This window comes from Alloacidobacterium dinghuense, assembly GCF_014274465.1.
In the GTDB taxonomy this organism is placed as follows: domain Bacteria; phylum Acidobacteriota; class Terriglobia; order Terriglobales; family Acidobacteriaceae; genus Alloacidobacterium; species Alloacidobacterium dinghuense.
On record NZ_CP060394.1, the window covers coordinates 3,577,481 to 3,600,747 of the forward strand.

A 23,267-nucleotide genomic window follows, 5' to 3' on the forward strand; every position below is an offset into this window, starting at 1 on the left:
GAACTCCGTCGCACTCTTCCCTGCGGAAGAAGCTGAAATGAGATAGTGCGAAGAATTCAGTATAAATGCTGCGACTCAATGCGGCAGCGCAGCCCGCATCACGCCACAAGTAGAAAAGAAGTGCACCATGCCGGCATTCAGCTCAGCACTGTGATCGCCCTTCAATGGACGAACTCGAAACCTGGCCGCCTGATTCGCCTCGTCATTCTGTTGTGCGCCCGTAACCAGAAAGGCCAGCTTGCGCGCCGTTGTAAGGTCAAAACTTTCGCTCACAAAAACCATGCGGTCCTGGGTGGTCAGCACCACAGGCCCTTCGCTCGTGTTATAGATTTGTTCCGTTTTGTCCGCCTCATCGTTGGTATCCCGCGTCACGTTGGAATATTTCTTTCCCAACTCATCGGCGTACATCTTCGTAAAGGCCTGCGCAGCCTGCGGCGTCTTCCACTGCGAAAGATAAAAGAGAGCTACCGATGTGGTGGAATCCTTCTCAGCGTCTGTCTTCGCCTTCTTGCTTTGCACCGCGTAATAGATGCCGCCATCCCACGCCGGCGTCAGCGCGGAAGACATCTCCTGGCCGCCAAACAACTCCGTCAGCATGCGCACATCCAGCTGACCCATTACACCAACATCGTAAGGTTCATAGTCCGCGTCCAGCAGCGGATGCACATCCGGCATCTGCAGCACCGGAACCTGGCGCTTCCGCATGTAGGCCCGTGGATTCATGATCTCGTAGCTCGAGTCCGGTGGACGATCCAGCACCCCGGCAAACGCACCCGCCTGCCCCTCATCCTTCAGCACGATTTGCTCAAACTTCAAGCCATCCTGATACGGAAACAGCAGCGACTCCTTGAGCACCAGCGGCGCGCGCGCCAGCACCGGCGAATCCGATGTATCGCTGCTGTCCGCCAGATTATCCACTACATCCGGCGCAGTCAGCAGGCTCTTTCCAGAGGGGGCCAGCGCATAGTCCAGATAGACAGCCATAGCCTGCCCCTCAAGCACCGCCTCGCGCGCCGTATCCCTTTCATCCGTCTGGATATGCTCGTTGTCCTGCTTCACGTTGCGTGACAGGTCGTCGCTCGTTCCTTCTTCCCATTTGTCCAGATCAACATGCTGGTCCTGCAATGCATGCGTCAGCTCGTGCGCCAGCACCGGCTTTTGCGTATCCGGAGTCGCCCAGTCCAGCAGGTTCACCGTCTTCGTTTTGCTGTCGTAATAGGCTTCAATCTGCTCCTTCAGAAGTTGCAGCAGAAATGGACGCAGCTGAAAATCGCGGTCCAGCAGCCCAAACTTTTTGAGGACAATCTCGGACCGCTCCATCCGCTTGGCATCCTTGTCGTCGTTCATTTTTTCGACAAGGTATTTTTCCACCGCCTCGCGCGTCGTCAGCTTGCGCTTCACGTCATGCTTGATCGCCAGTTTGCTGTCATCGGATGCAAATTTCAGGATCACGCCGACGGAGTTAAACAGCTCTTTCGCCTGCGCTGGAGAAATGTGCGCATCCTGCGGTGTGGCTTTTGGAACCGTCGCGCTGGTTGGCGTCTGACCGGGACACACCCCTACGGCGGCCGCTAGTACCAGAACTAAGTGCTTTGCCATCTTCATTTCGCGCATCCTTCCCGGACTCAACTTGGCCTCGCCTCGAAGGCTATAATTTGATTATGAGCGAACCGCTGCAAATCGCCGAGACGGGACTCACTCCGCTGGCCGCCCTGTTCCCGGCCGTTGAGCTTCAGATGCACCTCGGCCGGATTACGCCTCGCGTCTTTGCCGGCATTGAGTCTGGGCTGGCCTCGCTCATCCATTCTGCGGCAATCTACGATCTTGGTTACCTCACCCGCGTTCGCATCACTGGAGACGACAGCGTCCGCTGGCTAAACGGCATGGTCACCAATACGGTGCAATCGCTGCCCCAGGGCTACGGAAACTATACCCTCATTTTGAATGCACAGGGCCGCATCCAGGGTGATGGGTATGTCTTCCGCGCTACCGACCATCTTCTGCTTGAAACGGATCGAGTTCAATCGTCTCGCCTTCTGCCCCACCTCGACCATTTCATCATCATGGACGACGTGGAGCTACACGAGTTAGACGCAGCAAGCACGACTCTTGGTTTAACCGGCCCGCAGGCGCCGTCCATCCTGAAGGCCCTCGGCCTGCCCGTCCCTCATACACTTGCCTTCGTCCCGGCAACACTGCAAGGCATCGCAATTACCATCGTCAGCGCCTACAGTGTGCGCATCCCTCGATTCGAGCTCTGGCTGTCAGCCGAGCATCTCGCAGAAGTATGGCGCATCTTCACTGAAGCCGGAGCTGCCCCAGCCGGCTTTGCCGCGCTCGAATCGCTCCGAATCCTTGAAGGCGTACCCCGCTATGGCGTTGACATGACGGATCGCTACCTCCCGCAGGAAACCAACCAGAGCCGCGCCCTCAACTTCAACAAAGGCTGCTATCTCGGCCAGGAAATCGTTGAGCGTATCCGTTCGCGCGCCACCGTCCACCGCACCCTGCGCCAGTTTGAACTTCACGGCGCGCCGCCCCCGCTCGGAACGGAGATTTTTGCCGAAGGGGATGACAAACCTATCGGGGAAATCACGAGTGCCGCACGTTATGCGCTACCCGGCTTGCCACGGACCTTCGCACTGGGCATGATTCGCGTCGAAGCACTGGAACGTAAAGCTGTCATCACATATTCCGGAGGCCGTGCTACACCGCTCGATGAGCCTCCCGTATTACCCTGAACGGGAAAAGGATCTATGGAAGAGAAACCACCATCATTCACTGTCACCGACCGCCGCAAGTTCACACTCGAAGGCGATCCACGTGACGAAGCCGCAACCCCCACTGAACAGGAATCGGCGGAACGCGCCGACACAACTGCTCGCGTCATCAATTTCCCCAAGCCGGAAGAACCGAAACCCGCCCAAGAAGCGGCACAGGAAGAAGAGCCCACTGGCCCATCCGCGCAGGAATCCGCCGAGCAGCACGCGGCCTATGAGCAGTCCTCGCGCGAAGTCGACAATCTGCTCCGCCAGTCCAATGCCGGTGCGGAAGCCGCACAGGATACGACTTTCGAGCACGTCATCCAATCCATCTATCTCTCTGCCATTATGGCGATGGGTGCGGGTACAGAACAAGGGCAGCAGCCGCGCATCGATATCGTCGGCGCGCGTCAAAGCATTGACATGCTCGCCATCCTGCAGGACAAGACCAAAGGCAACCTGAACGAAAAGGAACAGCGGCTGTTACAAAATGCGCTCTTCGACCTGCGTATGATGTTCGTTGAAATCACCAACGCTATCGCAAAATCGGCGCAGCAGCCACCACCAAAGAAAAAGTGACTACAAGCGAATTGCCTTCCAAGTTTGTCATCCTGACCCTGAACGTAGTGAAGGGAAAGGATCTGCTTTTCTGAGCATCAGCACGAAAACGGGTGCCCCATCCCGACGAAGTCAGGGTGGGAACCACAAATACTGAACCAGCATTCATCCTGAATATAGCGATGCAAGCCACTCTCACCATCCTCGGCAGCGGCACCTCCATGGGCATCCCCACGCTCGGATGCGGATGCCGCGTCTGCACCTCGCCCGACCCGCGCGACCGCCGCACGCGTGCAGCCATCGCCGTCCAATGGGCAGATCACTGCATCCTCATCGACACCGGGCCTGACTTCCGTGAACAGGCACTGCGCGAAAAAATCCGTCACATCGATGCCGTCCTGTACACACACGCGCATGCCGATCACATTCTCGGCCTCGACGATCTGCGCCCGCTCACCTTTCATCATCCCAACGGCCATATGCCGCTCTATGCCGATGAGCCCAGCGCGCGCATCATCGAAAAAGTCTTCGACTACACTTTCTCTGCCGAATCCAAATACCCAACGCGTGCACGCGTAAAGATGCATCGCATCCAGGGCCACCAGTCCATCGTCATTCATGGAGCCACCTTCCAGCGCATTCCGCTGATCCACGGCGAACAGGAAGTCGCCGGCTTCCGCTTCGGCAATGCCGCCTATCTCACTGACATGAATGCCATTCCCGACGCCAGCCTTCCCTTTCTCGAAAATCTCGACGTCGTTATCATCGATGCCCTGCGCAAAACCCCGCATCCTAGCCACGCGACGATCCAACAGGCCATGATGTGGATCGACCGTCTCAGACCGCGCCGCGCCTGGTTCACGCACATGTCGCACGATCTCCATCACGCCGACACCGACAACGAACTGCCGCCGCACATCCGCCTAGCCTACGACGGCCTGCGCATCCCGGTGGAGTTATAGCCATGCGCGTCTTCCGTTCGCTCGATCAGCTACCCGCCGGCTACGGTCCCACCGTCATCGCCATCGGCAATTTTGATGGAGTCCACTGCGGCCATCGCTGGATCATCGAACACGCGCGCAGCCGCGCCCGCGATCTCAACGCAAAGTGCATCGCTGTCACCTTTGATCCGCACCCCGTCCGCGTTCTGCGTCCGGACGTCGCGCCGCGGCTCATTACCACCATGCCCGAGCGCCTGCGCCTGCTCGCCGAAACAGGTCTCGACGCAACCGTCGTCCTGCCCTTCACCGAAGAATTTTCGCACCTGCCCGCCGAAGTCTTCGCGCGCGACGTGCTCCGCCAGGGCCTTCACGCCGTCGAAGTCCACGAAGGAGACTCCTTCCGTTTCGGCTATCAGGCCCAGGCCGGAATCCATGAACTCATCGCTCTGGGCCATGAGTACGGGTTCACCGTCGCCGCGCATCACCTGCGCACCGTGCGCGGATTCCCCGTTTCCAGCAGCCAGATTCGACAGCGCGTTGCCGCAGGAGACATGACCGCCGCACGTGCGCTGCTCGGCCGCCCATTCTCCATCCTCTCCAAGCCGGCGCGTGGACGAGGCATCGGCGCCGAACAGACCGTACCCACCATCAACCTCGCGCCCTACAGGGAACTACTTCCCGCCATCGGCGTCTACATCACGCGCATGAAAATCGGTGAAGGTCCCGCCGCGCTCACATTCAACTCAGTCACCAATGCCGGCAACCGTCCCACCTTCGGCGCAGATTCCTTCGCTGTCGAATCCCATCTGCTCGATTTCCACCCCGTGCCCCTCACTGAAGAAACGCCCCTCGAACTCACTTTCCTCAAGCGCATACGCGAGGAAAAGCGCTTCCCTTCACCCGGAGCGCTCAAGGCCCAGATTCTCCGCGACGTGGCCTACGCGATGCGTTACTTCCACCTTATGCAAGTCCTTTCCACTGCGAAGAACGCAAAAAGCTGATACCCTTCCCCCCGTAAGTGCGAGAGACATAGAGCGTTTTCACAAACGGAACCCCGGCAAGCACTTGCCAACTCTTCCTATTCGTTATTAAGCTTCGATATTTTGGTAAGACTTTTCCGCCTGCTGGTTGCCGGTTCAAGGAGTTTGCATGCTCAAAAGAACGCTCTCTCGTTGTCTCGTCCCTCTTACGCTTGCCTTCACGGCTTTCATTCTTTCCACCCACGCCTCAGCGCAGCAAACAGATGTCGAGCGCTTCGACCTGTACGGCGGCTTCACGTATTTCATGACGCCCAATCTCAACTTGGACGAACACGGTTTCCACTTTCAGGCCGGGTACAACGTGAGCCGCATGATGGCCGTCGGCTTCGATTACTCCAACGCGACTGGACACAACTCCCTTACCCCCAACCTGCTCACCATGTCGGACCAGTTGGTCGTCCAGACCGCTCTGCATGATCTCGCGCTTCAGGGTCTCCTGCCCCCCGGCTATCAGCTGGCCGTTCCTACCGGCGCCTCCACGCAGACCTTTGCCGCCGGCCCGGAACTCACCTTCCGCGACTTCCGCCGAGTAACCATCTTCATCCGTCCCGATATCGGAGCCATCCGCGAAGTAGCCCGCCCGCACCCCGCCGATCCCATCTCTGCGCTCATCGTTCAGGGGCTCGCACCTTCCGGCACAAAAACCAGCTGGGCCAGCTTCTACGGCTTCGGCGAAGGCGTCGACTGGAACGCCTCAAAGCATTTGGCCCTGCGCTTCCAGTTCGACGAGGTCTACAATCACCTCTTCAACGATCTGCTGAAGGACAGCCGCTGGACCACCCGCCTCTCCATCGGCCCAACTTTCCGCTTCGGCGGCAATATCCTCGAAGCCAAAAAGAAGTAGAAACAAAAAATCCCGTCCTCACGAGGACGGGATTTTCACTCTCATCATTAACGTTGTCATCCTGAGCGAAGCGCCGAAGGTCCGCAGTCAAAGAGCCTGCCCTGAGCTTGCCGAAGGGACCTGGTTTCACCAGCACCGGCACGAAAACGGGTGCCCCATCCTTTGCGCAGCAAAGGGTGGGAAAGCACGATCCTAAACAGACCTGACGAACCTAAACCGCCTTCTTCTTCCGCCCCGTAGACTTGGCAGCAACAGTCTCACGCTGCGGCTCCTTCTTCCCAGCCGCCTCTTCCTGCTGCTCCATGCTCTTCCGCAAGGCATCCATCAAGTTGATCACCGGAGCCAGATGCTTCTTCGGCTTCTCAGACTTCTGCACCATACCGGCTTCCTTCTGCTCAATCAACTCTTCCACGCGTGTCTGGTATTCATCCTTGAACTGGTCAGGATCAAACTTCGCCGTCAGCTGTTTCATGAACTGCTCCGCCAGATCGATCTCCGCCTTCTGCAGTTTCAGATCATGATCCTGTCCGTATTCGGCAAGCTCCCGAACCTCAGCCGGATAGAAAAGTGTGTGCAGCACCAACCCATTGTGATACGGACGAATCATCACAATCTGCTCCCGCTGATGCAGCGTGATCTTCGCAATCGCACCCAGCTTCAGCTGCTCCATGCCCTGCAAAATCAGCGCGTAAGCTTTGCGGCCCGGATCTTCCGGAACGGTGTAATACGAAGTCTGGTAGTAGACAGGATCGACATCGTCCAGCTGCACAAACTGCTGAATCTCCATCGATTCCGATGACTCTGCTTCGAGCGTCTTCAGCTCTTCCTCTGTCACCAGCACATAGGTATCCTTGTCCACCTGATAGCCCTTGGCCAGTTCGCTCCGCTCCACCACGCGCTGGTCGGTCGGACAATAAAGCTGTTGCTTCACCCGCGTCCCGCATTCCTTGTGAATCTGGTTGAAGCTCACATGCTCCTCACGCGCCGCCACAAATAAACGAATCGGCACCGAAATCAGCCCAAACGAAACATAGCCTTTCCAAACCGTAGACGCCATAGAGACAAACCTCACCGCTATAAAGACATGGGAAGAAATTCTCGCAGAAAGAAGCTCACTCTGCCTAGTAAAAATTGCACGAAATAAGGTGCATGTGCCATGGGCAGCATCCTTTCTCGGCCCAATTCCTGATTTTCAGGGCTCCTTATGCTCCTTTTCCTGCCGGTAGCTATCCAGATCAGCTTGAAATTCTCGGAGCAATGCGCGAGCCTCTTCCTCGTGTTTTCCATGTGGGAAACGTGCCAGGAACTCCGTGTAATCAGCCACAAATCCCGCCGTTTCCTCTTCCGTCCCTGCCGCATCAAAGCAAGCGGTTGCAAGATGGCCCAGCTTTCCGCGCCACCATGCTTCCTCAGCGTCAGGGCCGTCCGGCCATTCCGCCAAATAAGCCAGATATCCATCGGGTGAGACAGTCCACTCCCCATTCACCTCACACCAGACGACTCCAGCCCCATACTGATTGGCCTCGTTGACGACTGGCCCCATCTCCGTCTGCATATCGAGCGGCGCCGTTGCAGCTCTGTCCTTCCGCTGAATCTCATCATCGAGCGCACTTGCATAGGTCTCCGCTGCGCTGTTAAGCAGGTAGGCATGGAGCGCCTTGTCATGCGCATCCTGTGCCTCTTGAAGAGCCTGGTGCTCGCGTTGCAGCACCCCGAGAGAAGCATCTCCGGACCCGGTGGTCTGCGCCGGTGACAAGCCACCGCCGGAGCAGAGAATCGACGCGGCTAGCCAGCAGATTGCCCACTTGCCACTCCGGCTTAGGCGCATTCTATTCATGGTTTCAAGATACTAACTGCCGTATCTGCAAAGATCAGATGCGTCTGAAAGAACGGAAGAACGTCGGTGTAAACGCGCCCGTCCTCTCCCCAGTTCCGCTCGCCAAATGAGCCGTTATATTCCTCCGCTTCATTGGGAATGCCAAACTCGTTCAGCTTGTGAGCAAATGCCTGATTCGAATACACGTGGTCCTGATTCCCGTCGCTGCGCCCCCAGTCAAATTTGAAGCCGCGCAGCGATTTCAGATTCTCCGCATATTGCGGAATCATCGTCTCCAGAAGAAAGCTGTCGCGCAATCGATCCGTCAACTTGGTATCGATCACCAGCTGGTCTCCAGCCTTGTGCGCGGGCAGATCGGTAAACAGTGGCGGCTTGTCCGGATCGGGCAAATGCGCCTGAAAGATAGTCAGGAACAGTGTTGAAAAGCCGTCTTTTCTCACGTCATCGATCGACTTCGCGCTCCACAGAATGTCCCAATTCGGTCGTGCATGCATGATCTGGATGCCCGATCCGGTTCCAACCGGATGCAACGCATACACCGATCCGAAAACCTCCGGATGGCGCATCCCGACACGAATCGCTCCATACCCTCCGATCCGGTCACCCACCAGCCCACGAGAATCACGGTTCGCAATCGTCCGGAAATTCGCGTCCATATATGGCACCAGTTCCCGGACCATGAAGTCTTCCCAAGTTCCTGTCACCGAGGAGTTCGTGTACCACGAAGGCCCAAGCGGCGTGTTCATGCCGACCGACACCAGAATGAACTTCCCGATCACGCCTCGCGCTATGGCCCGATCAAAGAGCGGCTGAGCGCTCTGTTTGTCGAAGAGCAAACGATAGTCGTCAGAAGCCATCGGAAAGTAATAGATCACCGGATAACGCTCGGCCGAGCCCGGACTGTCGTATCCGGCAGGAAGATACACCGCCATCTTCCGAACCGGATCGGTGCCAATCTTGTTCTGCGCCAGACAAGCGGATCGCCATTCCCGGTTCACCACCTGACTGTCTGCCGCAGACGCCAAAAGCGGCGGGGTAAAAGCTGTAAGAAAAAGAAGAACGACTGCCCGAATAGGTATAGAGATCATCTCCGCTGCACTCTCCTCATTGAGATACACTGCCCCGTGATCGGCCCTGCAACGTTGTCAAGCCCCTTACCTTAAAAATTTTTCTTAAACGATTGATTTTGAATGAAATAAAGACGCCTTCACTTGGCGTCCTATTATGCCCTGATTCGCTAAACTAGATATAGGGGCGTTATTTAGACGCCCGGAAAGCGAATTGGAAAACAGACCTACCCATAATCCCTGTAAAATCAATAATTTAGATGGATAAATGAGCTAAGTTCCATTCTTTTCAAGAATTTAGCTTTTTTTGTGGGCCCTATCCCGCTCCAAAAGGACTTCGCAAAAAAATGCCGATGTGATGAAGCAATAACTGGCGTGGTCGATTTCTGCGGCGGCAGGGCTGAAAGACAGGCCCCGCCAATAATCATCGTAGAGTCAATAATTTAGCGGAAATAATAGTGGTGATCCCTTTGACGGAGGAATAGAGGTGGATCGTTTGTCCTGCGGACGCAGGACGGCGGTAAAAGAGCGGGGCTTCAGCCCCGCGTTAGGACCCTCAACAAAGGGGGCTTTAGCCCTGGGCTTTTCGATGCTTCCTCTGTCGGGGATGATGAGCAAGAAAATAAGATAAGCCCCATTCTTTTCTAGAATTTAGCCTTTTTGGGGGGTCCTATCCCGCACCAAAGAGCTTCGCAAAGAAGTGCCCGATATGATGGAACAATCCTCCTGACTTCGCCGGTTTCTGGGCCGGGGTAGCCGTAGGCGGCGCAGGAGGCGTCGGTGCCTGAGAGGCAGCAACCTCAGGCTCTGGCGGCGTAACCGGAGGCGCTTCCGATGGCTGGGTCGGTGCCGCTCCGTTATAAGTTAAGGGAACCTCGACCTGGGCATGTGGCGTTCCCGCAGGAACCACCGGCTGCGACGGAGGTGGCGGAGGCGGTTTCAATCCCTCACTAACCGCCAACGGAAACGCAGTGTCCGCGGGAGTAGAAGAAGGCCCGCCGACCGGCTTGTTGTCATTGCTGGCTACATTGATCGGAATCGAAGGTGGACAACCACAGGGCTCCGTCTCATTATCGACAACCTGTTCCAGGCTTCCGTGCTCAAACAGCACCCGCTGGTTCGGCTTTATGCGGTAAACGCCACCCTCAAACTGACTGGTAACCGTAACGTAAGGAGCGCTGTCGCCGTGATTGTCAAAACAGGTATCACCCTTCTGATTCACGCGCATTTTCAGATCGGCATCGCCGGGACCTGAGACAAGGATGCGCAGATCAGGAGTCAGCAGAACATCGGAATACGGTCCGGTCTTATAGCTGGCTTCAAGCGCCCCTCTGTCGAGCGCGAGCATCAGTGCCGTCGAATCCTCACCGGTAGCTGGAGTCACGGAGCGGTCGCGTGTGATATGAACTGTCGTTGAGGCGCAGAGCCGCAGATCTCCGCCTCGTACAAGCACCACATTCGCGGTCTTATCGCCCGCCGTGATGCTGCCGTCGTTGCCGATCGTTGCCCTGCCGTTCACTACCTGAAGCGAGCCGGAAATGGTAACGCCATCCGTCTTGACGTAGGCAATCGGCTGATCCTGGCAGAACGCCACCATTGTGGAGAAACAAGCGGCACCAGCAACCAGGCAGTACTTCACAACCATGCAGGCTAAAGCTCCAGAAAATTCTTGATCAGACGCTTGCCGTCCTGCGTCAGCACACTCTCAGGATGAAACTGTACACCCTCAACCGCATATTCCCGATGCCGCAATCCCATGATGGTGCCATCGGCAGTACGCGCCGTCACCTCAAGTTCATCCGGCAATCCCTTCTCGGAGACGATCAGCGAATGGTAGCGGGTGCAGGTCATCGGATTCTGCAGGCCGCTGAAAATCGTCTTGCCGTCATGGGTCACCGCGCTCGTCTTGCCGTGCATCAACTGTGGCGCGCGCACCACCTTTCCGCCGAAAGCCGCGCCAATGGCCTGATGCCCGAGACAAACACCCAGGATCGGCACCTTGCCGGTAAACCTGCGCACCAGATCGATCGAAATACCTGCCTCCTGCGGCGTGCAAGGCCCAGGCGAGAGGAGAATTCGCTCCGGGGCAAGCGCTTCCACTTCGTCGACGGACAACTCGTCGTTACGGCGAACCGTCATCTCCGCACCCAGCTCACCCATATATTGCACCAGGTTGTAGGTAAACGAGTCGTAATTATCAAGAACAAAGACCATGGGATTGACTTCAGTGTAACTCTTTACGCATAAAGATCGTCGCCTGCGGATTGTCGTTATACCGCTCGCAAGGCTGGTAGCCATGGCGCCGATAAAACCGGATCGCGGGCATCAGATCCTTCTTCGAATCAAGATAGAGCGCGGTATACCCCTGCTCGACTGCATACCCTTCAAGAGCATCGAGCAAAGACTCCGCAACCCCTAGCCCCCTATGCTCAATGCGTACATACAGCCGCTTGATTTCAGCGCCGTTCGGCAACTGCTTCAGCCGATGCAGCCCGATGCAGCCGACAATTTCATGCTGGACAGTCGCCAGCCAGAGACCCGCTCCATCAACGAAATATTCCTGCTCGAACGCAGTCCGATCGTCGCGCACAAGCACGCCGACAGCCTCGTAGTACTCAGAAACGATGCGATATGCATCGTCAATTTCCGCCGCCGTCGCGCGATGAACCCTCATGTCAGCAGGTTAAGGCATTCGCGGCGACGATAGCATTCCATTTATGCTAGGCTAGCGTCCAACAGTGAGAGATCGTCGCCGAATGGAGGCGTTCAATGAAGTTCGTAACTCTTGCTCTCATCGGTCTATCTGCAATCGCCGCAGCAGCCCAAAACAACACAACTCAGAAGGCGGACCTGAACCAGCGGAATCCAGAGATTTCGAATCTCCAGATTGGGTGCCCTGTAGCTTTCACCGAGGTAGCGCTCAAAACACAAGCACGATACATGCCCGTGCAATATGAAGCAGGCCCGGACAATAGTCTGGCGTTCGAATACAAAAACAAGAGCGGCAAGAAAGTTGAGTCCATCTTGGTTCGGGTCGAACTGACAGTGAAACGGAACATCTACGACCTCGACGCAACCACGATCACGCGTTACATGACTCTCACTGAGGACTCTAGCCAGGTTCTGCCGTTGAACCTCATCACCTACGCAGTGGGACCCGTCACACTGGAGCAGGTGACCTATACGGACGGCGACACTTGGACACCGGGTACAAACAAGAATTGCCGTTATCTCAGTCAAAGATCCACCGAACAGATTGGAAGCGCGAAATAGAAAGGCGTGACGAGATACTTCCTGACGGATCGGTGAGACCAAGGCTGACAAGTTTCCGGACTATTGCATTCGCCGTGTTGATCGCCTCTGCTGTTCCCGTCTTCTCCGAAGAACCGGCGCAGGCAAAAACCGCATTCGAAAGCTATATCACTGCCCTGGAGGCGCGCTTTGACGCGCAGAATCAGTCCGTTGAAGGATACCTCTGGATCGACCAGAACCCTCAGCGTCGCGAAGCGGTCCGCAAAGGAGAGATTCAGGTCCAGGAAGTTCACGCCCCCCAAATAGACAGAGGAACAATCGAGGATTGGATCGGCGGCGAGTTCCTGCCGAACGCAACGCTTGATCAGGTTCTTAAAATCGACCAGGACTATACAAACTACACCAGGTACTACGGGCCGGAATTAGTGCAGGTGCAGCTGATTTCACACCATGGCAATCACTTCGAGGTCTTTTACCGGATGAAGAAGCACAAGATCGTGACAGTTGTGCTCGACACGGTCCACGATATCGACTTCATCCCGCTCGGCAATGGTCGATATAGCTTGCGGTCTCGCTCTGCGAGTGTCCGCGAAGTGCGCAATGCCGGTCAGTCGGACGAAGAGGTGCTGCCGCAAGGCGAGGGGTTCGGATTCCTGTGGGCGATGAACTCGTACTGGCGAGTCGAACAACGCGACGGTGGCGTCTATATCGAATGCGAAGTGGTTACGCTCGCAAGATCCATTCCCTTCGGCATGGGAGCTTTGCTGCGACCAACGATCGAGCCCTTCGCCTCGGAATCACTCGAAAATACACTCAAAGAAAAACGCCAGGCAGTATTAGGCACCAAATAAAGGCTACTTCTGCTTCGCCGTTTCCTGCTGCAGCCGATCGAGTTCATTCATCTGGTGTGTCATATGCACGGTTGGCTTACCAATTTCCGCTGAACTGCGCCCAACAATAAATGAAAGGCCGCATAGATATAGAACTCCGCCAAGGAGCAGAAATGTTCTCAATCGAGACGAGCGATTCTTCATGGTTTTCCCCCGAAATTTAGTGAATGAAAGTCAGAGAACTTTGAGACAAGCAGAAAAGGACTTCAACAGGAGTTCTGAATCAATGTGTTGTAGTTTCGTGTGTCCTCATACCGTACATGAGGCGGACCGATCGGCAAAACATTTTTACGAGTCGCCACCGCACTTTGGTAACCAGTAGTTAGGGAACGGTCACATCTACTTGGTTCGACGGAGCACTTTCGACTCCGGAACTATCGACACTGTTTACCATGTAATCGTATGAAAAGCCGCTCTGGACGGTGCTGTCCAGGTAAACCGTCTCAGTAACCACAGATGCATTCAGCAGCTGGTAGGTAGAGGTGCCCGCAGGCGCGCGGTAGACGTGATAGTCGACTACCTCGATTGGAGAACTGGCGGGTGCCTCCCAGGCGAGATCAACTTTATGACGAACTGCATGGCTCGCACTTACTGTTATCGAGGATGGACGCGTGCCACACCCCGAGACAAGCAAGATCAAGCAACCGACACAAGGAATGCGGACGCACCAGCTTCCGCAGGTCTTACCGAAATTGATTGGCATGATTTGAGGATCATACCGTTGTCAGGTGAGAATTTGCCAGAGTGTAAAGCAAGATAGGTCCTTCCAATGCACGGACCGAATCTTTCGCTTGCTGCGCCTCAAACTGAGAACGGGAGTGGCGCGCGCCGGTCCCGGTAGTCTCATGCATCCCCGCGGTGCCGAGACGATTTAGTTAACTAGTCACCGGTACCGCAACTGCAAATGCCTTGTCCGCTGCCCAGGATGTTTACGAATGCGCACTGGGCCTGCAGGTTGGCAAGTTCGGTCGCGCCCAGCGTGGAGTCAGACGACTCCGTTTCAGTAATTGGATAGGCCGTGCCCACGGGGTTCTGGATGTGAGTTACCCAGGCGCGCAGGTTTGCCTTGGGGGTTACGTTCGAGGTCGGATCGCATGGCGAGTTGTTGTCTGCCGCAGCTACGACCTTAATGACACCATTTGGCGGAACCACGCCGGTCAGCGGATTGCTCGTGAGGTTGGTCTTGACGGAAAGCGTGCGCAGACCGTTGTGCGTTTCCACGCAACCGCAGCACTCTGTGAGCTGCTGGTCAGCGGCAAACACATAGATCATGGCGCAGAGGTTTCCGTACGTCACACCGGGGTTATCGATCCGGACAGTGGAATCCGGAGCACCTGCCACGTTGTTAGCAAAGTAGTTGACTTTGTAGACGTCCTGAGCCGAGGCAACGCCAGCACCCACTATAACGAGGCCAACGAGTACTAGAGCCAAGGATAGGAATTTCCAACGAGAGATTTGCATACTTGGGTTCTCCTAAGCGCTGCCTGAAGCAAGGAGTGGCGCTTTCGTCCAAGATGAATCTCTGTACAACAGCTCACAACTACCCACTCGGATTAATCAGCGGGTAGATTCGCTATAAATCGCCTATCTTTCGGCCAATTTCCGAGGCGTGAACGCGGCGGGAACATGTATGCGGAGAGAAATGGGACCGAATGAATGAAACCTCAGCAAACTTCCCCTGGGAATCGGGTTCGTTCTTTGAAGTAGTCGCAGGTGACGAGTGTGGATTATGTGCACAACAGGATTGCATCGACCCTGATTAAATTCATCGGCTAAACGTCCATAGCAGCCAACCAATAAAACTCAGGGCACCGTTGAGAACTAGAGGAACGAAGAGGGCCTTCGCTGCGGCCCGCCAAGATTCAAACATTGACGTGCAATCTTCACTTGGTAGTTCTTCCCAGAGATCGTGGTTGCGATGTACTGAACCGACGGGATAGATGTTGGTGCTCATCCATTACCTCTTTCGGGCCGCAGCGGCCGTATCCTTCTGACATCTTTTCAGTCCGAAACCGATGAACCTGACGCTCTCACCTGAGAGGCGCTTTCACTGTCGACATCGGAAAAAAATCGAGTAACAGTAGGCGAGCGCACCCGGAAGATTCGCTGGAGGTTTGCTTGGCGGGAGGTACGCGGTCGCCTTGCTGTTACTGATGAACACTATGGAGGATCCACAAAAGATATGCATCCCGAATTAGAGTGCTTTTGAGCCTACCGATCAGGACGTCTGGTCCGTACCACGATTGAGGTATGATTTCAGGCGAAATCAACGAGTCGTTTTGGTAGGCGAGACAGGGATTGAACCTGTAACCCCCGGCTTAGAAGGCCGGTGCTCTATCCAATTGAGCTACTCGCCCGTTGCGGCTGCTTGCTTCATTGTAATCGCTACGGAAGTATCGAGCGCGGTTTGAAAAATGCTCGTCGCAGCAACGGCATCTGCGCCGCATGCAGCCACATAGAGTGTGATCCCAAAACCCGAATTCGCGTCCACATTGGCAGGCCGAACCACCAATTCGACGCGCGCCTGCGGCAGTTCGGTACGGCGCAACTCAGTGCTTGCTGAGCGCACCCACTGTTCGTGTGCTTTGAACGACGCACCGATCACCTGATCACGCAGAATCATGTCGATGTAACAAGCAATGCCTTGCTCCGCATTCTTTTTCTCCGCATCGAACTCCAGCGGATCAATCTCGTCGGCCGTAAGCGCCCACACGTCGCACTTGGAAGTAAAGACTCCTGAGGATTCGCGATTCAACCTGATCAACGCCTGGGCCAGTTCAGGAGTAGCAAATGCCTCATGAATCTCGCTGATCGACGAGAAACCTCGGCGCAAATCAACAAAACCTTCCCATGGCACCGCGATCATGGGAAGATCAGCGCCGACCTCGACCGACCAGTCAGCTTCCATGCACCTGATTGGGCACCGTCGCGAGGAGGAAGCCGAGCAATATCTTCTCTGCCCAGTAGCCATCGTACCCTGCTGATGGGGCGAGAAAGGCGCAATGACCACCGTGATGGGTTTCAATAAAGTTGACGTGGGGATTCTCGATCAGCACCTGTCGCGTTTCCGGCAACATACGAATAAAAGGATCATCGAGCGAGTGCACGATGAGCGTCGGCACGCTAAACTGCGACGCACAGCGTGAACTTGCAACGGAATAGTAGTAATCGTCGGCGTTTGCGAATCCGCCAAAGCGGGCGACCACCTGTTCATCGAAATCACGCATGCTGTGCAGCCGCCGCAACTTGCCACTGGCATAGTAGGGCAGATACATCTCAGGAAAGAGTTCTGCCTTGCGCCGCACGCGATCAATCATCGAGCGCAGAAAATGCTTTTCATAGAAGCGGTTTTGCCGCTCATGCAGCGCTGCAGACGAAACAGCCAGATCCATCAGCGGAGAGATTCCAACAACCGCCTTGAGGGCGGAAGGTGCGTCGACGCCATACTCACCCGCATACTTCAGCACCAGATTGCCGCCCATGGAATACCCGATCATTGCAACTGCCTGGAGACCTTGCCGCGAAAGAATCTCTTCAACAACCCGCGCGACATCGTTTGAACGACCGGAGTGATAAATGGTAGGCGAAAACCTATCGGTGCCGCCACAGCTTCGCATGTTCATGCGGACAACATTGCAGCCCGCAGCCCAGGCGCGTGTGGAATTACCGAGCACATATTGCGAATCCGATGAGCCTTCAAGGCCATGCACGAGCACAACGGTCAGCCGTTCCCTGCGAACATCGAGAGGTTGCCAGTGACAGTGGCAAAGAATGGATGTTGGCCCGTATGCCTCGTAACCTTTGACCGGCTCTTCCACTTCGACCAGCAGTTCTTCCGGTTCCGGCAATGACCAATGCCGCGGCAGAAAATTTCCAGCAAGGGTCATCACGTGGCCATTGTTGAGGAAACGACGCGGAGTGAAATCGCTGTGCCAACCGTTGGAGATCGCAGCTGCAAGCTTGGTGTATGTCTTCGCCGTCATATACCGCGCAGTTCCTTCATAACGGCGGCAGCACGGAGAGCACCGGTAGGCTCATCTTCATGCTTGAAATAAGCGAGGACATCGCCCGAGCGAGCCGCCTTGCGGAGACGGTCGCATTCGGAATGGAGTTCCGTCGTTGAATAGTCACTCTTGCGAAGACGATAACAGGCAAAATCAGCCGTTCGCACATCCGGAGTCGTTAGCTCATCACTCTCTGCGACGCACAATGCCATGCCGTGTTTCTCGAGAATGGAATAAATCTCGCCGACAAACCATGACTCGTGACGAAACTCAAAAGCCATCCTCAATGAGATCGATGCGGCTTCCTCCAGAAAGGCGGCCAACGGGGCGGCGTCCGCCTTGAAGTTCGGCGGTAACTGAAACAACACGACGCCAAAACGATTCGCGTCGACTATCGGCCGAATCGATTCCGCAAAGGCCGTCAGCGCCGCCCCACAATTCTTAAGTCGTGAAATATGCGTGATGCGTTGAGGTGCCTTAAAGGAGAATCGGAAATCAGGTCCCGTAGCTGCAAGCCATGAAGCGGTCGTGTTAGCGCTGGGAAGACTGCGAAAGGTGTAGTTCACCTCGACAGAATTCAGTTGTGTTGCGTAATACTCGAGAAATTTCTTAGCGGGAATCTTTGGTGGGTAGAAATCCGGTTTCCAGGTAGGATAGGCCCAGCCGGAGCAGCCTACAAAGATCCCTACGGGCTGAGACTTCTGGTTGATTTGCGGGTCTAGAATCAAGCTTATTTGGGGCGGCTAGTGGGGATCGAACCCACGACATCCTGAGCCACAGTCAGGCGTTCTGCCGCTGAACTATAGCCGCCATGCAGTAACTCATTGTAGCATTTTGCGGCGCGCTGTCGTGTCTCCACTTAGGTATCAAAGGCGTGCGCATCTAACAAATAGTCGAAGCATGAAACCACATATTCTTCCGCCGCTCAGCAAGAGCCTGCCTCCGCGCTCGCGGGTTGGCGGCCATCTCTTTGCGGATGAAAATCTCGACTTGCTGGCCCATTTACTCGATGACTGGTTCCGTATTCCCGGCACTTCGATTCGCTTTGGACTGGATGGCATCATTGGTCTTGTCCCCTGGCTGGGCGATGTGATCGCCGGACTCGCGTCCTGCATCCTGATCATTGCCGCGTGGTTTCGGGGCGTACCTTATGTCACGCTGACGCGCATGGTCATCAACCTTGGGATCGACGTCGTAGTCGGCTCGATTCCGTTGTTTGGAGATATGTTCGACATCGCGTGGAAGGCGAATCGGCGTAACTACGCATTAATGACGCGCCATCTGCAGCAACCTCACCGGCATACGTGGAAAGACTGGGTCTTTCTCCTGGCGATGGGGTTATGCGTTGCCGTTATTTTCCTGGTGCCAGCCATTCTGCTGATCTGGTTCGCAGAATGGCTGGCGCACCGCATCTAGTGCATCGGGAAGAAAGCTAAACATACACGGTCACAGACTGATATGAACTGCGCATACGATACAATGATCAGAGTCGGGGCGTAGCGCAGTCTGGTAGCGCATCTGCTTTGGGAGCAGAGGGTCGGGGGTTCGAATCCCTCCGCCCCGACCAATAAGACGTTTAGTTTCAGTAATTTTTGAGATGTGGATACCATAGCGGATACCGGTTTGCATTAGTCGAAGCGAAGTTAAAGCGAACTCGATGAGTATTCTTGAGACCATTGGAGGGAAGCAATATCACCCCTGTTCGTTTTAGTGTCAACGGTGGGTAAGACTAGGCGCGCTCCATAAGGTACAGATATAAGCAAGTTGATCTGATTGAGGTCAGTCTGGCGGGGCCCTCTAAATGCTATGCAGGATGCGGTCTTCAGGCTGAACGCATTTGCCCTCCACCCCACCTCGAGCTAGAACGACTGCAAGGCCGAGTGATTATTCCCGAATGAATATCTTGTCTCGACCTTGCTAGGCAGAAGCAGAACGAGAGGATTCACTTCTGAGATGTCGGTCGCTCGGCGCGTAGTTCCGTATGCCACCTATCGCTGCGGACCTTATGAATGACGACGACCACAGATGAGCTTTCATCTCTGGATCGTTGCACTATCAAGAGCGATTTGTCGTGTCATTGGCAGTTGTCGCACCGGCGGCGCGACTTTTTTCAGCAGACCAGTGCGCGGCTGCTGATAGTTCTCCAATCGTAATTGTCATCGCGAAGAGCGCTCCGTCTGCTGCTGGCGCCTTACTCCCCAGCAGTGTGCCCGCAAGTTGGCAGCATCGGTGGAAATCACCTCATTTACGTTCATCGTTCATGTTGAATTGCGTGCCGCTTCCAGTCATCTAGACGTGTGGGGGGAACACGTCCTGAAGATTGCCCGCAAGGATTTCATCGCAGACTTGGACGATTAACTTGTGGGGCTGGTCGTCAAGACGTTTTCCGGCGTGATTAGCATTAGCTGCGGCCTTTTTTAGAGTGGCGTATGCGGCGATCATCTCGCGCGGGATCAGATCTTGTCCGATGCAGAAGTGGTCAAGCGAGCGTTGCATCTGGGCGCCCCACAATGCAGTGCTCGGCACTTCAACTGCGCCAATGCTATCGGTTTCCTTCCGACTGTATTGCTCCTTCGACGTACTGATTGCATCCATCGTTTTCTCCCTTTGGAAACTTCTCTTTCAGCACAACAATTCAGTTTTTTAACAGAGGTTTAAAACCTCCACATGCTCCGTGATCGCCTGTAATGACGCCAATCGGCCCTGCAGCGATTGCAATTCACATCCTCAACCCACCTAGTCCTGCTCATCGGGGTTGCGCTCCCTGAAAATCCAGTCGCGTATGTAAGGTCAAGCGCATTGGATCGTCACAATGTGCATTCCCACACGCAAATATTCGCAGCGTTTAGCGAAGCTGAAGCGGAGTGCTCGCGCAGCCCTGAGCAGGGCTCCGGTAGGGCGTACTTCTTCAACACCTTTAGAGGCCAGTCCCGCTTGGCGCAGCCAGCTGAAGACGTCTTGATCTGTCTCGAAGAAATCTTCTTTGCCGGAAGGAGTCGGCCATTCCGTGTTCAAAAAGTCCAGAGCCGAATTGCTTGCGAGGAATACTCCCCTCTTCTCCACTGACCTCGAATTCTTAGACATCAATTCAAGCATAGCTTTTCTTGACAGGGTAAACCTCTATGAGTGATAGAAGCCGGTGTCGGACATAATTCAACACCAGAAATTGATGACAACTAATGGTGTTGCGATTTACTTTTTGCACTCGGAAGCAACTGGGTTTGGTCCCACAATCTGGGAACTCTTTGGCAGTTTTCTGACAGAAAACTACCCAAAGGCCGAAAGACGTTATCGGGCCTTTGAAGGTCAATCGCTAACAAAAACTTACCCTTAATAAAACAGGAGAAACCAACATGAATGAGAAAACAGGAGACGTCAACACAATCTCTCCGACACCCAGGTACCCAAAGCAGAAGCGGAAAGCCCTCGACCGCGAGATGGCGTACGTGGAAGTGGGACAGGGTGACCCCATCGTTTTCTTGCATGGCAATCCCACATCGTCGTTTCTCTGGCGCAACGTGATACCGCACTTGGAACCATTCGGCCGCTGTATCGCTCCCGATCTGATCGGCATGGGCGACTCTGACAAGCTGCCTAACAGTGGCCCCGGCTCATATCGTTTCGTCGAACAGCGCCGCTATCTTGATGCTTTGCTCGATGCTCTGGATGTGCGCAAGCGGGTGACTCTCGTCATCCATGACTGGGGCTCGGGACTTGGCTTCGATTGGGCCAATCGCCACCGCGATGCTGTGCGGGGTATCGCATATATGGAGGCGATCGTAGGGCCGCAAGGCTGGGATCATTGGGACAACATGAACATGCGCCCGCTCTTGCAAGCGCTTCGTTCCGACGCCGGGGAAAAGATGGTTTTGCAAGAGAACTTCTTCATCGAAAAGATTCTTCCCGGGGCCATCCTGCGTACCCTGTCCCCCGAGGAGATGACCGAATACCGTCGTCCGTTCGTCGAACCGGGCGAAGGGAGACGGCCCACGCTGACATTTCCCCGAGAGATCCCCATCGAAGGTGAGCCCGCGGACGTGGCCGAAATCGTGTCCGCTTATGGGGCTTGGTTGGCGAAAAGCAATGTGCCCAAACTTTTCATTAAGGCGGAACCCGGCGCACTCCTGGCCGTCGGTGCGAATCTCGCTACTGCCCGCTCATGGCCGTCGCAGACTGAGGTTACGGTCAAGGGTGTGCATTTCGTTCAGGAAGATTCGCCGAACGAGATCGGACAAGCGGTCGCTGAGTGGATGCGGTCCTTGGGCTGACAGCAGCGAATCTGTCAGTCCGCAATGCGATTGGCAGATTCGCTTCAAATACTCGACACCGGACATTTCGCGCTGGAAGAGGATCTCGACTTCATTCGGAAAAAGATGAATCAGTTTCTTGCCCAATTTTTTCAAGGTATGAGAAGAGTTTCTCACTTGAACACAACCGAATGAAAGGATTAACCGTGGGATTTCAAAAAAATGCAACCGTGGTTTTTGTTCATGGCGCTTGGGCCGACGGGTCCAGTTGGGGCACAGTTATTAATGGTGTTGCAAAAGCCGGGCACAGAATATCCCGGACCCAAAACGGCAATGGAGAGTTTCCATGGAAACAGCAACGTTATCAGTTGAAGTCATTACATTGCCAGTGAGCAATGTCGACCGCGCTCTGCGGTTCTACGTCGATCAAGTCGGCTTCGCCCTGGACGTCGATTATTCGCCGAACAACACATTTCGAGTTGTGCAGCTTACGCCTCCTGGCTCTAGCTGCTCCATTCAGATTGGGATCGGCCTGAATGATGCCCCCATAGGTTCACTCCGCGGGCTTTATCTTGTCGTGACAGGTATCGACGCTGCACGGAGATTTCTGCTCGAACGGGGAGTTGAGGTCGGTGAGATCCGGCACAAGACACCGTCCGGAGCCTGGGATGGAGGGTTCGCACCGGGCCTTGATCCCGCGCGAGGAGATTACGCCAGCTTTGCCAGGTTTTCCGACCCAGACGGCAATGGCTGGATGCTACAGGAACGAGGATATCGTCGAACGTAGTCTTGGAGGCTCGAAGTGAATAACATCGCAAAAGTGCAGTCACTCTGTTTGCGCCCCGCAATTTCGCGGATGGGACGCTAAGGTTGGCTGTTCGTGCCCGAAGTGTAGCATTTAGCTTGTTTAGTTAAACCATAGGAGATGAGCAATGGGATTGTCTTGGCAACAAGGTCCGCTTTCGCCCGGAGCAATCGGCCGGTTCCTCGTTCCGGAACCGCTGCCTGAGAGGCTCCTGTATGTCGAACGGCTACGTCGCCGCATGCGCGTCCGTTTCGCCGGAACTTGGATTGCCGATAGCGAGCAGGTCCTTGTGCTCTTCGAGCCCGACCGCTATCCGGTGGCCTATTTCCCAGAGACCGATATTGTTCCAAGTACCATCGAGCTGACCGAGCATTCCACTCGACACCGCGACCTCGGGCCTACGTCCTGGTACACCGTCCGCGCGGGAAAAAAACGCACCCCGAGCGGCGTGGAAACACGCGAAGCTGCCCAGCTACGCGAGCGAGTTGCAGGGACGGGTCGCGTTCGCGTGGCCGGCCATGGACGCCTTCTACGAAGAGGACGAACGGATCATGGGTCATGCCGCCGACAGCTATCACCGCATCGACATCCGCCAATCTTCACGCAACCTCGTTGTTCGCCATCACGACCGCGTGGTCGCCGACACCAAGCGGCCGATGGTCCTGTATGAATCCGGCTTTGCGCCACGCTGGTACGTTCCGCGTGCCGACATCGATGAGTCCGCGCTGACAGCTGTAGAACATCGAACCTTCTGCCCGTATAAAGGGCTCTGCAGCTACTACAACATCGACGACGCAAGGCTTGCAGCGTGGTCGTATCCTGATGCCTATCCTGAAGTCGGCCGCATTTCCAACCTTGTGTCGTTCGAGCCTGATATCGTCTCGGTGCAGCTCGATGGCAAGCAGCTCCATTTGGAGCCGGGTCAGACTGTGATTCCGCACGGCCCCGATCGCGAGCTCACCGTTGACGAGGCATCCGAACGCCGACAACACGAAAATTGAAGACGGGGTGGTAATCGGC

At 55.4% G+C, this 23,267-nt stretch carries 26 protein-coding genes, 3 tRNA genes and 1 pseudogene; 13 read left to right on the top strand and 17 right to left on the bottom strand.

The window, feature by feature from the left end; translation table 11 throughout:
• Nucleotides 1-75 precede the first annotated feature (75 nt).
• Nucleotides 76-1,599 (bottom strand): hypothetical protein, encoded by a 1,524-nt coding sequence (locus H7849_RS14695; RefSeq protein ID WP_186740287.1) that lies wholly within the window; start codon nt 1,597-1,599, stop codon nt 76-78.
• 62 nt (nt 1,600-1,661) lie between these two features.
• Here H7849_RS14695 and ygfZ point away from each other — a divergent pair, with 62 nt between their 5' ends.
• The 5 genes from ygfZ to H7849_RS14720 all read left to right on the top strand — a co-directional run bounded on the left by ygfZ (nt 1,662) and on the right by H7849_RS14720 (nt 6,145).
• On the top strand, nt 1,662-2,741 hold the full coding sequence (gene ygfZ / locus H7849_RS14700; RefSeq protein WP_186740288.1) for a CAF17-like 4Fe-4S cluster assembly/insertion protein YgfZ: 1,080 nt from the start codon (nt 1,662-1,664) through the stop codon (nt 2,739-2,741).
• A 15-nt stretch (nt 2,742-2,756) separates the two neighbouring features.
• Nucleotides 2,757-3,341, top strand: coding sequence for a DUF1844 domain-containing protein (locus H7849_RS14705; protein WP_186740290.1), 585 nt, complete (start codon nt 2,757-2,759; stop codon nt 3,339-3,341).
• A 116-nt stretch (nt 3,342-3,457) separates the two neighbouring features.
• On the top strand, nt 3,458-4,282 hold the full coding sequence (locus H7849_RS14710; protein WP_349627428.1) for an MBL fold metallo-hydrolase: 825 nt from the start codon (nt 3,458-3,460) through the stop codon (nt 4,280-4,282).
• 2 nt (nt 4,283-4,284) lie between these two features.
• Nucleotides 4,285-5,262: a riboflavin biosynthesis protein RibF gene (gene ribF, locus H7849_RS14715; RefSeq protein WP_186740291.1), complete on the top strand. Its 978-nt coding sequence runs from the start codon at nt 4,285-4,287 to the stop codon at nt 5,260-5,262.
• A 148-nt stretch (nt 5,263-5,410) separates the two neighbouring features.
• Nucleotides 5,411-6,145, top strand: coding sequence for an outer membrane beta-barrel protein (locus H7849_RS14720; protein ID WP_222439654.1), 735 nt, complete (start codon nt 5,411-5,413; stop codon nt 6,143-6,145).
• Between the two features lie 211 nt (nt 6,146-6,356).
• Here H7849_RS14720 and ku read toward each other — a convergent pair whose 3' ends face one another.
• The 6 genes from ku to H7849_RS14750 all read right to left on the bottom strand — a co-directional run bounded on the left by ku (nt 6,357) and on the right by H7849_RS14750 (nt 11,723).
• Nucleotides 6,357-7,202, bottom strand: a complete 846-nt coding sequence (gene ku, locus H7849_RS14725) for a non-homologous end joining protein Ku (protein ID WP_186740293.1) — start codon at nt 7,200-7,202, stop codon at nt 6,357-6,359.
• A 135-nt stretch (nt 7,203-7,337) separates the two neighbouring features.
• Nucleotides 7,338-7,982: a hypothetical protein gene (locus tag H7849_RS14730; protein WP_186740295.1), complete on the bottom strand. Its 645-nt coding sequence runs from the start codon at nt 7,980-7,982 to the stop codon at nt 7,338-7,340.
• Nucleotides 7,979-9,070: an alpha/beta hydrolase-fold protein gene (locus H7849_RS14735; protein ID WP_186740297.1), complete on the bottom strand. Its 1,092-nt coding sequence runs from the start codon at nt 9,068-9,070 to the stop codon at nt 7,979-7,981. Before H7849_RS14735 ends, H7849_RS14730 begins: the two co-directional genes overlap by 4 nt.
• Nucleotides 9,071-9,719: 649 nt before the next feature.
• Nucleotides 9,720-10,694 (bottom strand): nuclease, encoded by a 975-nt coding sequence (locus tag H7849_RS14740; protein WP_186740298.1) that lies wholly within the window; start codon nt 10,692-10,694, stop codon nt 9,720-9,722.
• Between the two features lie 5 nt (nt 10,695-10,699).
• Entirely contained in the window at nt 10,700-11,263 is a 564-nt protein-coding gene (locus H7849_RS14745; protein WP_186740299.1) for an anthranilate synthase component II, read from the bottom strand.
• A 10-nt stretch (nt 11,264-11,273) separates the two neighbouring features.
• A complete protein-coding gene (locus H7849_RS14750) occupies nt 11,274-11,723 on the bottom strand; it encodes a GNAT family N-acetyltransferase (protein WP_186740301.1) in 450 nt (149 codons plus the stop codon).
• Between the two features lie 95 nt (nt 11,724-11,818).
• Here H7849_RS14750 and H7849_RS14755 point away from each other — a divergent pair, with 95 nt between their 5' ends.
• The gene (locus H7849_RS14755; protein WP_186740303.1) at nt 11,819-12,322 is read left to right on the top strand and encodes a hypothetical protein; all 504 of its coding nucleotides are present in this window, start codon (nt 11,819-11,821) and stop codon (nt 12,320-12,322) included.
• Nucleotides 12,323-12,396: 74 nt separating this feature from the next.
• Nucleotides 12,397-13,152, top strand: a complete 756-nt coding sequence (locus H7849_RS14760) for a hypothetical protein (RefSeq protein ID WP_186740304.1) — start codon at nt 12,397-12,399, stop codon at nt 13,150-13,152.
• Nucleotides 13,153-13,155: 3 nt separating this feature from the next.
• On the opposite strand, the gene H7849_RS14765 is transcribed toward H7849_RS14760, so the two are convergent.
• From H7849_RS14765 to H7849_RS14800, 8 genes are all read right to left on the bottom strand, one after another.
• Nucleotides 13,156-13,335 carry a hypothetical protein gene (locus H7849_RS14765; RefSeq protein WP_186740306.1) on the bottom strand — a complete coding sequence of 60 codons (180 nt, stop codon included), beginning with the start codon at nt 13,333-13,335 and terminating at the stop codon, nt 13,156-13,158.
• A gap of 178 nt (nt 13,336-13,513) precedes the next feature.
• Complete coding sequence (locus tag H7849_RS14770; protein WP_186740308.1) at nt 13,514-13,894, bottom strand: hypothetical protein; 381 nt, start codon at nt 13,892-13,894, stop codon at nt 13,514-13,516.
• Nucleotides 13,895-14,070: 176 nt separating this feature from the next.
• Nucleotides 14,071-14,652, bottom strand: coding sequence for a hypothetical protein (locus H7849_RS14775; protein WP_186740310.1), 582 nt, complete (start codon nt 14,650-14,652; stop codon nt 14,071-14,073).
• An 819-nt stretch (nt 14,653-15,471) separates the two neighbouring features.
• A tRNA-Arg gene (locus H7849_RS14780) sits at nt 15,472-15,548 on the bottom strand.
• The gene (locus tag H7849_RS14785; protein ID WP_186740312.1) at nt 15,539-16,099 is read right to left on the bottom strand and encodes a hypothetical protein; all 561 of its coding nucleotides are present in this window, start codon (nt 16,097-16,099) and stop codon (nt 15,539-15,541) included. The genes H7849_RS14780 and H7849_RS14785 overlap by 10 nt, the downstream gene beginning before the upstream one ends.
• Nucleotides 16,089-17,174: a YheT family hydrolase gene (locus tag H7849_RS14790; protein WP_186740314.1), complete on the bottom strand. Its 1,086-nt coding sequence runs from the start codon at nt 17,172-17,174 to the stop codon at nt 16,089-16,091. The genes H7849_RS14785 and H7849_RS14790 overlap by 11 nt, the downstream gene beginning before the upstream one ends.
• Entirely contained in the window at nt 17,171-17,923 is a 753-nt protein-coding gene (locus H7849_RS14795; RefSeq protein ID WP_251106283.1) for a DUF72 domain-containing protein, read from the bottom strand. The genes H7849_RS14790 and H7849_RS14795 overlap by 4 nt, the downstream gene beginning before the upstream one ends.
• Nucleotides 17,924-17,930: 7 nt before the next feature.
• A tRNA-His gene (locus tag H7849_RS14800) sits at nt 17,931-18,005 on the bottom strand.
• Nucleotides 18,006-18,095: 90 nt separating this feature from the next.
• Here H7849_RS14800 and H7849_RS14805 point away from each other — a divergent pair.
• Together H7849_RS14805 and H7849_RS14810 are read left to right on the top strand one after the other, a co-directional pair.
• Nucleotides 18,096-18,611 (top strand): DUF4112 domain-containing protein, encoded by a 516-nt coding sequence (locus H7849_RS14805; protein WP_186740316.1) that lies wholly within the window; start codon nt 18,096-18,098, stop codon nt 18,609-18,611.
• A gap of 74 nt (nt 18,612-18,685) precedes the next feature.
• Nucleotides 18,686-18,762 (top strand) — tRNA-Pro (locus tag H7849_RS14810).
• 722 nt (nt 18,763-19,484) lie between these two features.
• On the opposite strand, the gene H7849_RS14815 is transcribed toward H7849_RS14810, so the two are convergent.
• Nucleotides 19,485-19,790, bottom strand: coding sequence for a lyase family protein (locus H7849_RS14815; protein ID WP_222439655.1), 306 nt, complete (start codon nt 19,788-19,790; stop codon nt 19,485-19,487).
• Between the two features lie 195 nt (nt 19,791-19,985).
• On the bottom strand, nt 19,986-20,291 hold the full coding sequence (locus tag H7849_RS27450) for an ABATE domain-containing protein (RefSeq protein ID WP_432756492.1): 306 nt from the start codon (nt 20,289-20,291) through the stop codon (nt 19,986-19,988).
• A 257-nt stretch (nt 20,292-20,548) separates the two neighbouring features.
• Here H7849_RS27450 and H7849_RS14825 point away from each other — a divergent pair, with 257 nt between their 5' ends.
• From H7849_RS14825 to H7849_RS26485, 4 genes and pseudogenes are all read left to right on the top strand, one after another.
• Nucleotides 20,549-21,463: a haloalkane dehalogenase gene (locus H7849_RS14825; protein ID WP_186740320.1), complete on the top strand. Its 915-nt coding sequence runs from the start codon at nt 20,549-20,551 to the stop codon at nt 21,461-21,463.
• A gap of 325 nt (nt 21,464-21,788) precedes the next feature.
• Nucleotides 21,789-22,229 (top strand): VOC family protein, encoded by a 441-nt coding sequence (locus tag H7849_RS14830; RefSeq protein WP_186740322.1) that lies wholly within the window; start codon nt 21,789-21,791, stop codon nt 22,227-22,229.
• Between the two features lie 256 nt (nt 22,230-22,485).
• Nucleotides 22,486-22,638, top strand: a pseudogene (locus tag H7849_RS27455) (DUF427 domain-containing protein); the annotation flags it as partial.
• Nucleotides 22,639-22,765: 127 nt separating this feature from the next.
• Nucleotides 22,766-23,248: a DUF427 domain-containing protein gene (locus tag H7849_RS26485; protein WP_251106285.1), complete on the top strand. Its 483-nt coding sequence runs from the start codon at nt 22,766-22,768 to the stop codon at nt 23,246-23,248.
• Nucleotides 23,249-23,267 lie beyond the last annotated feature (19 nt).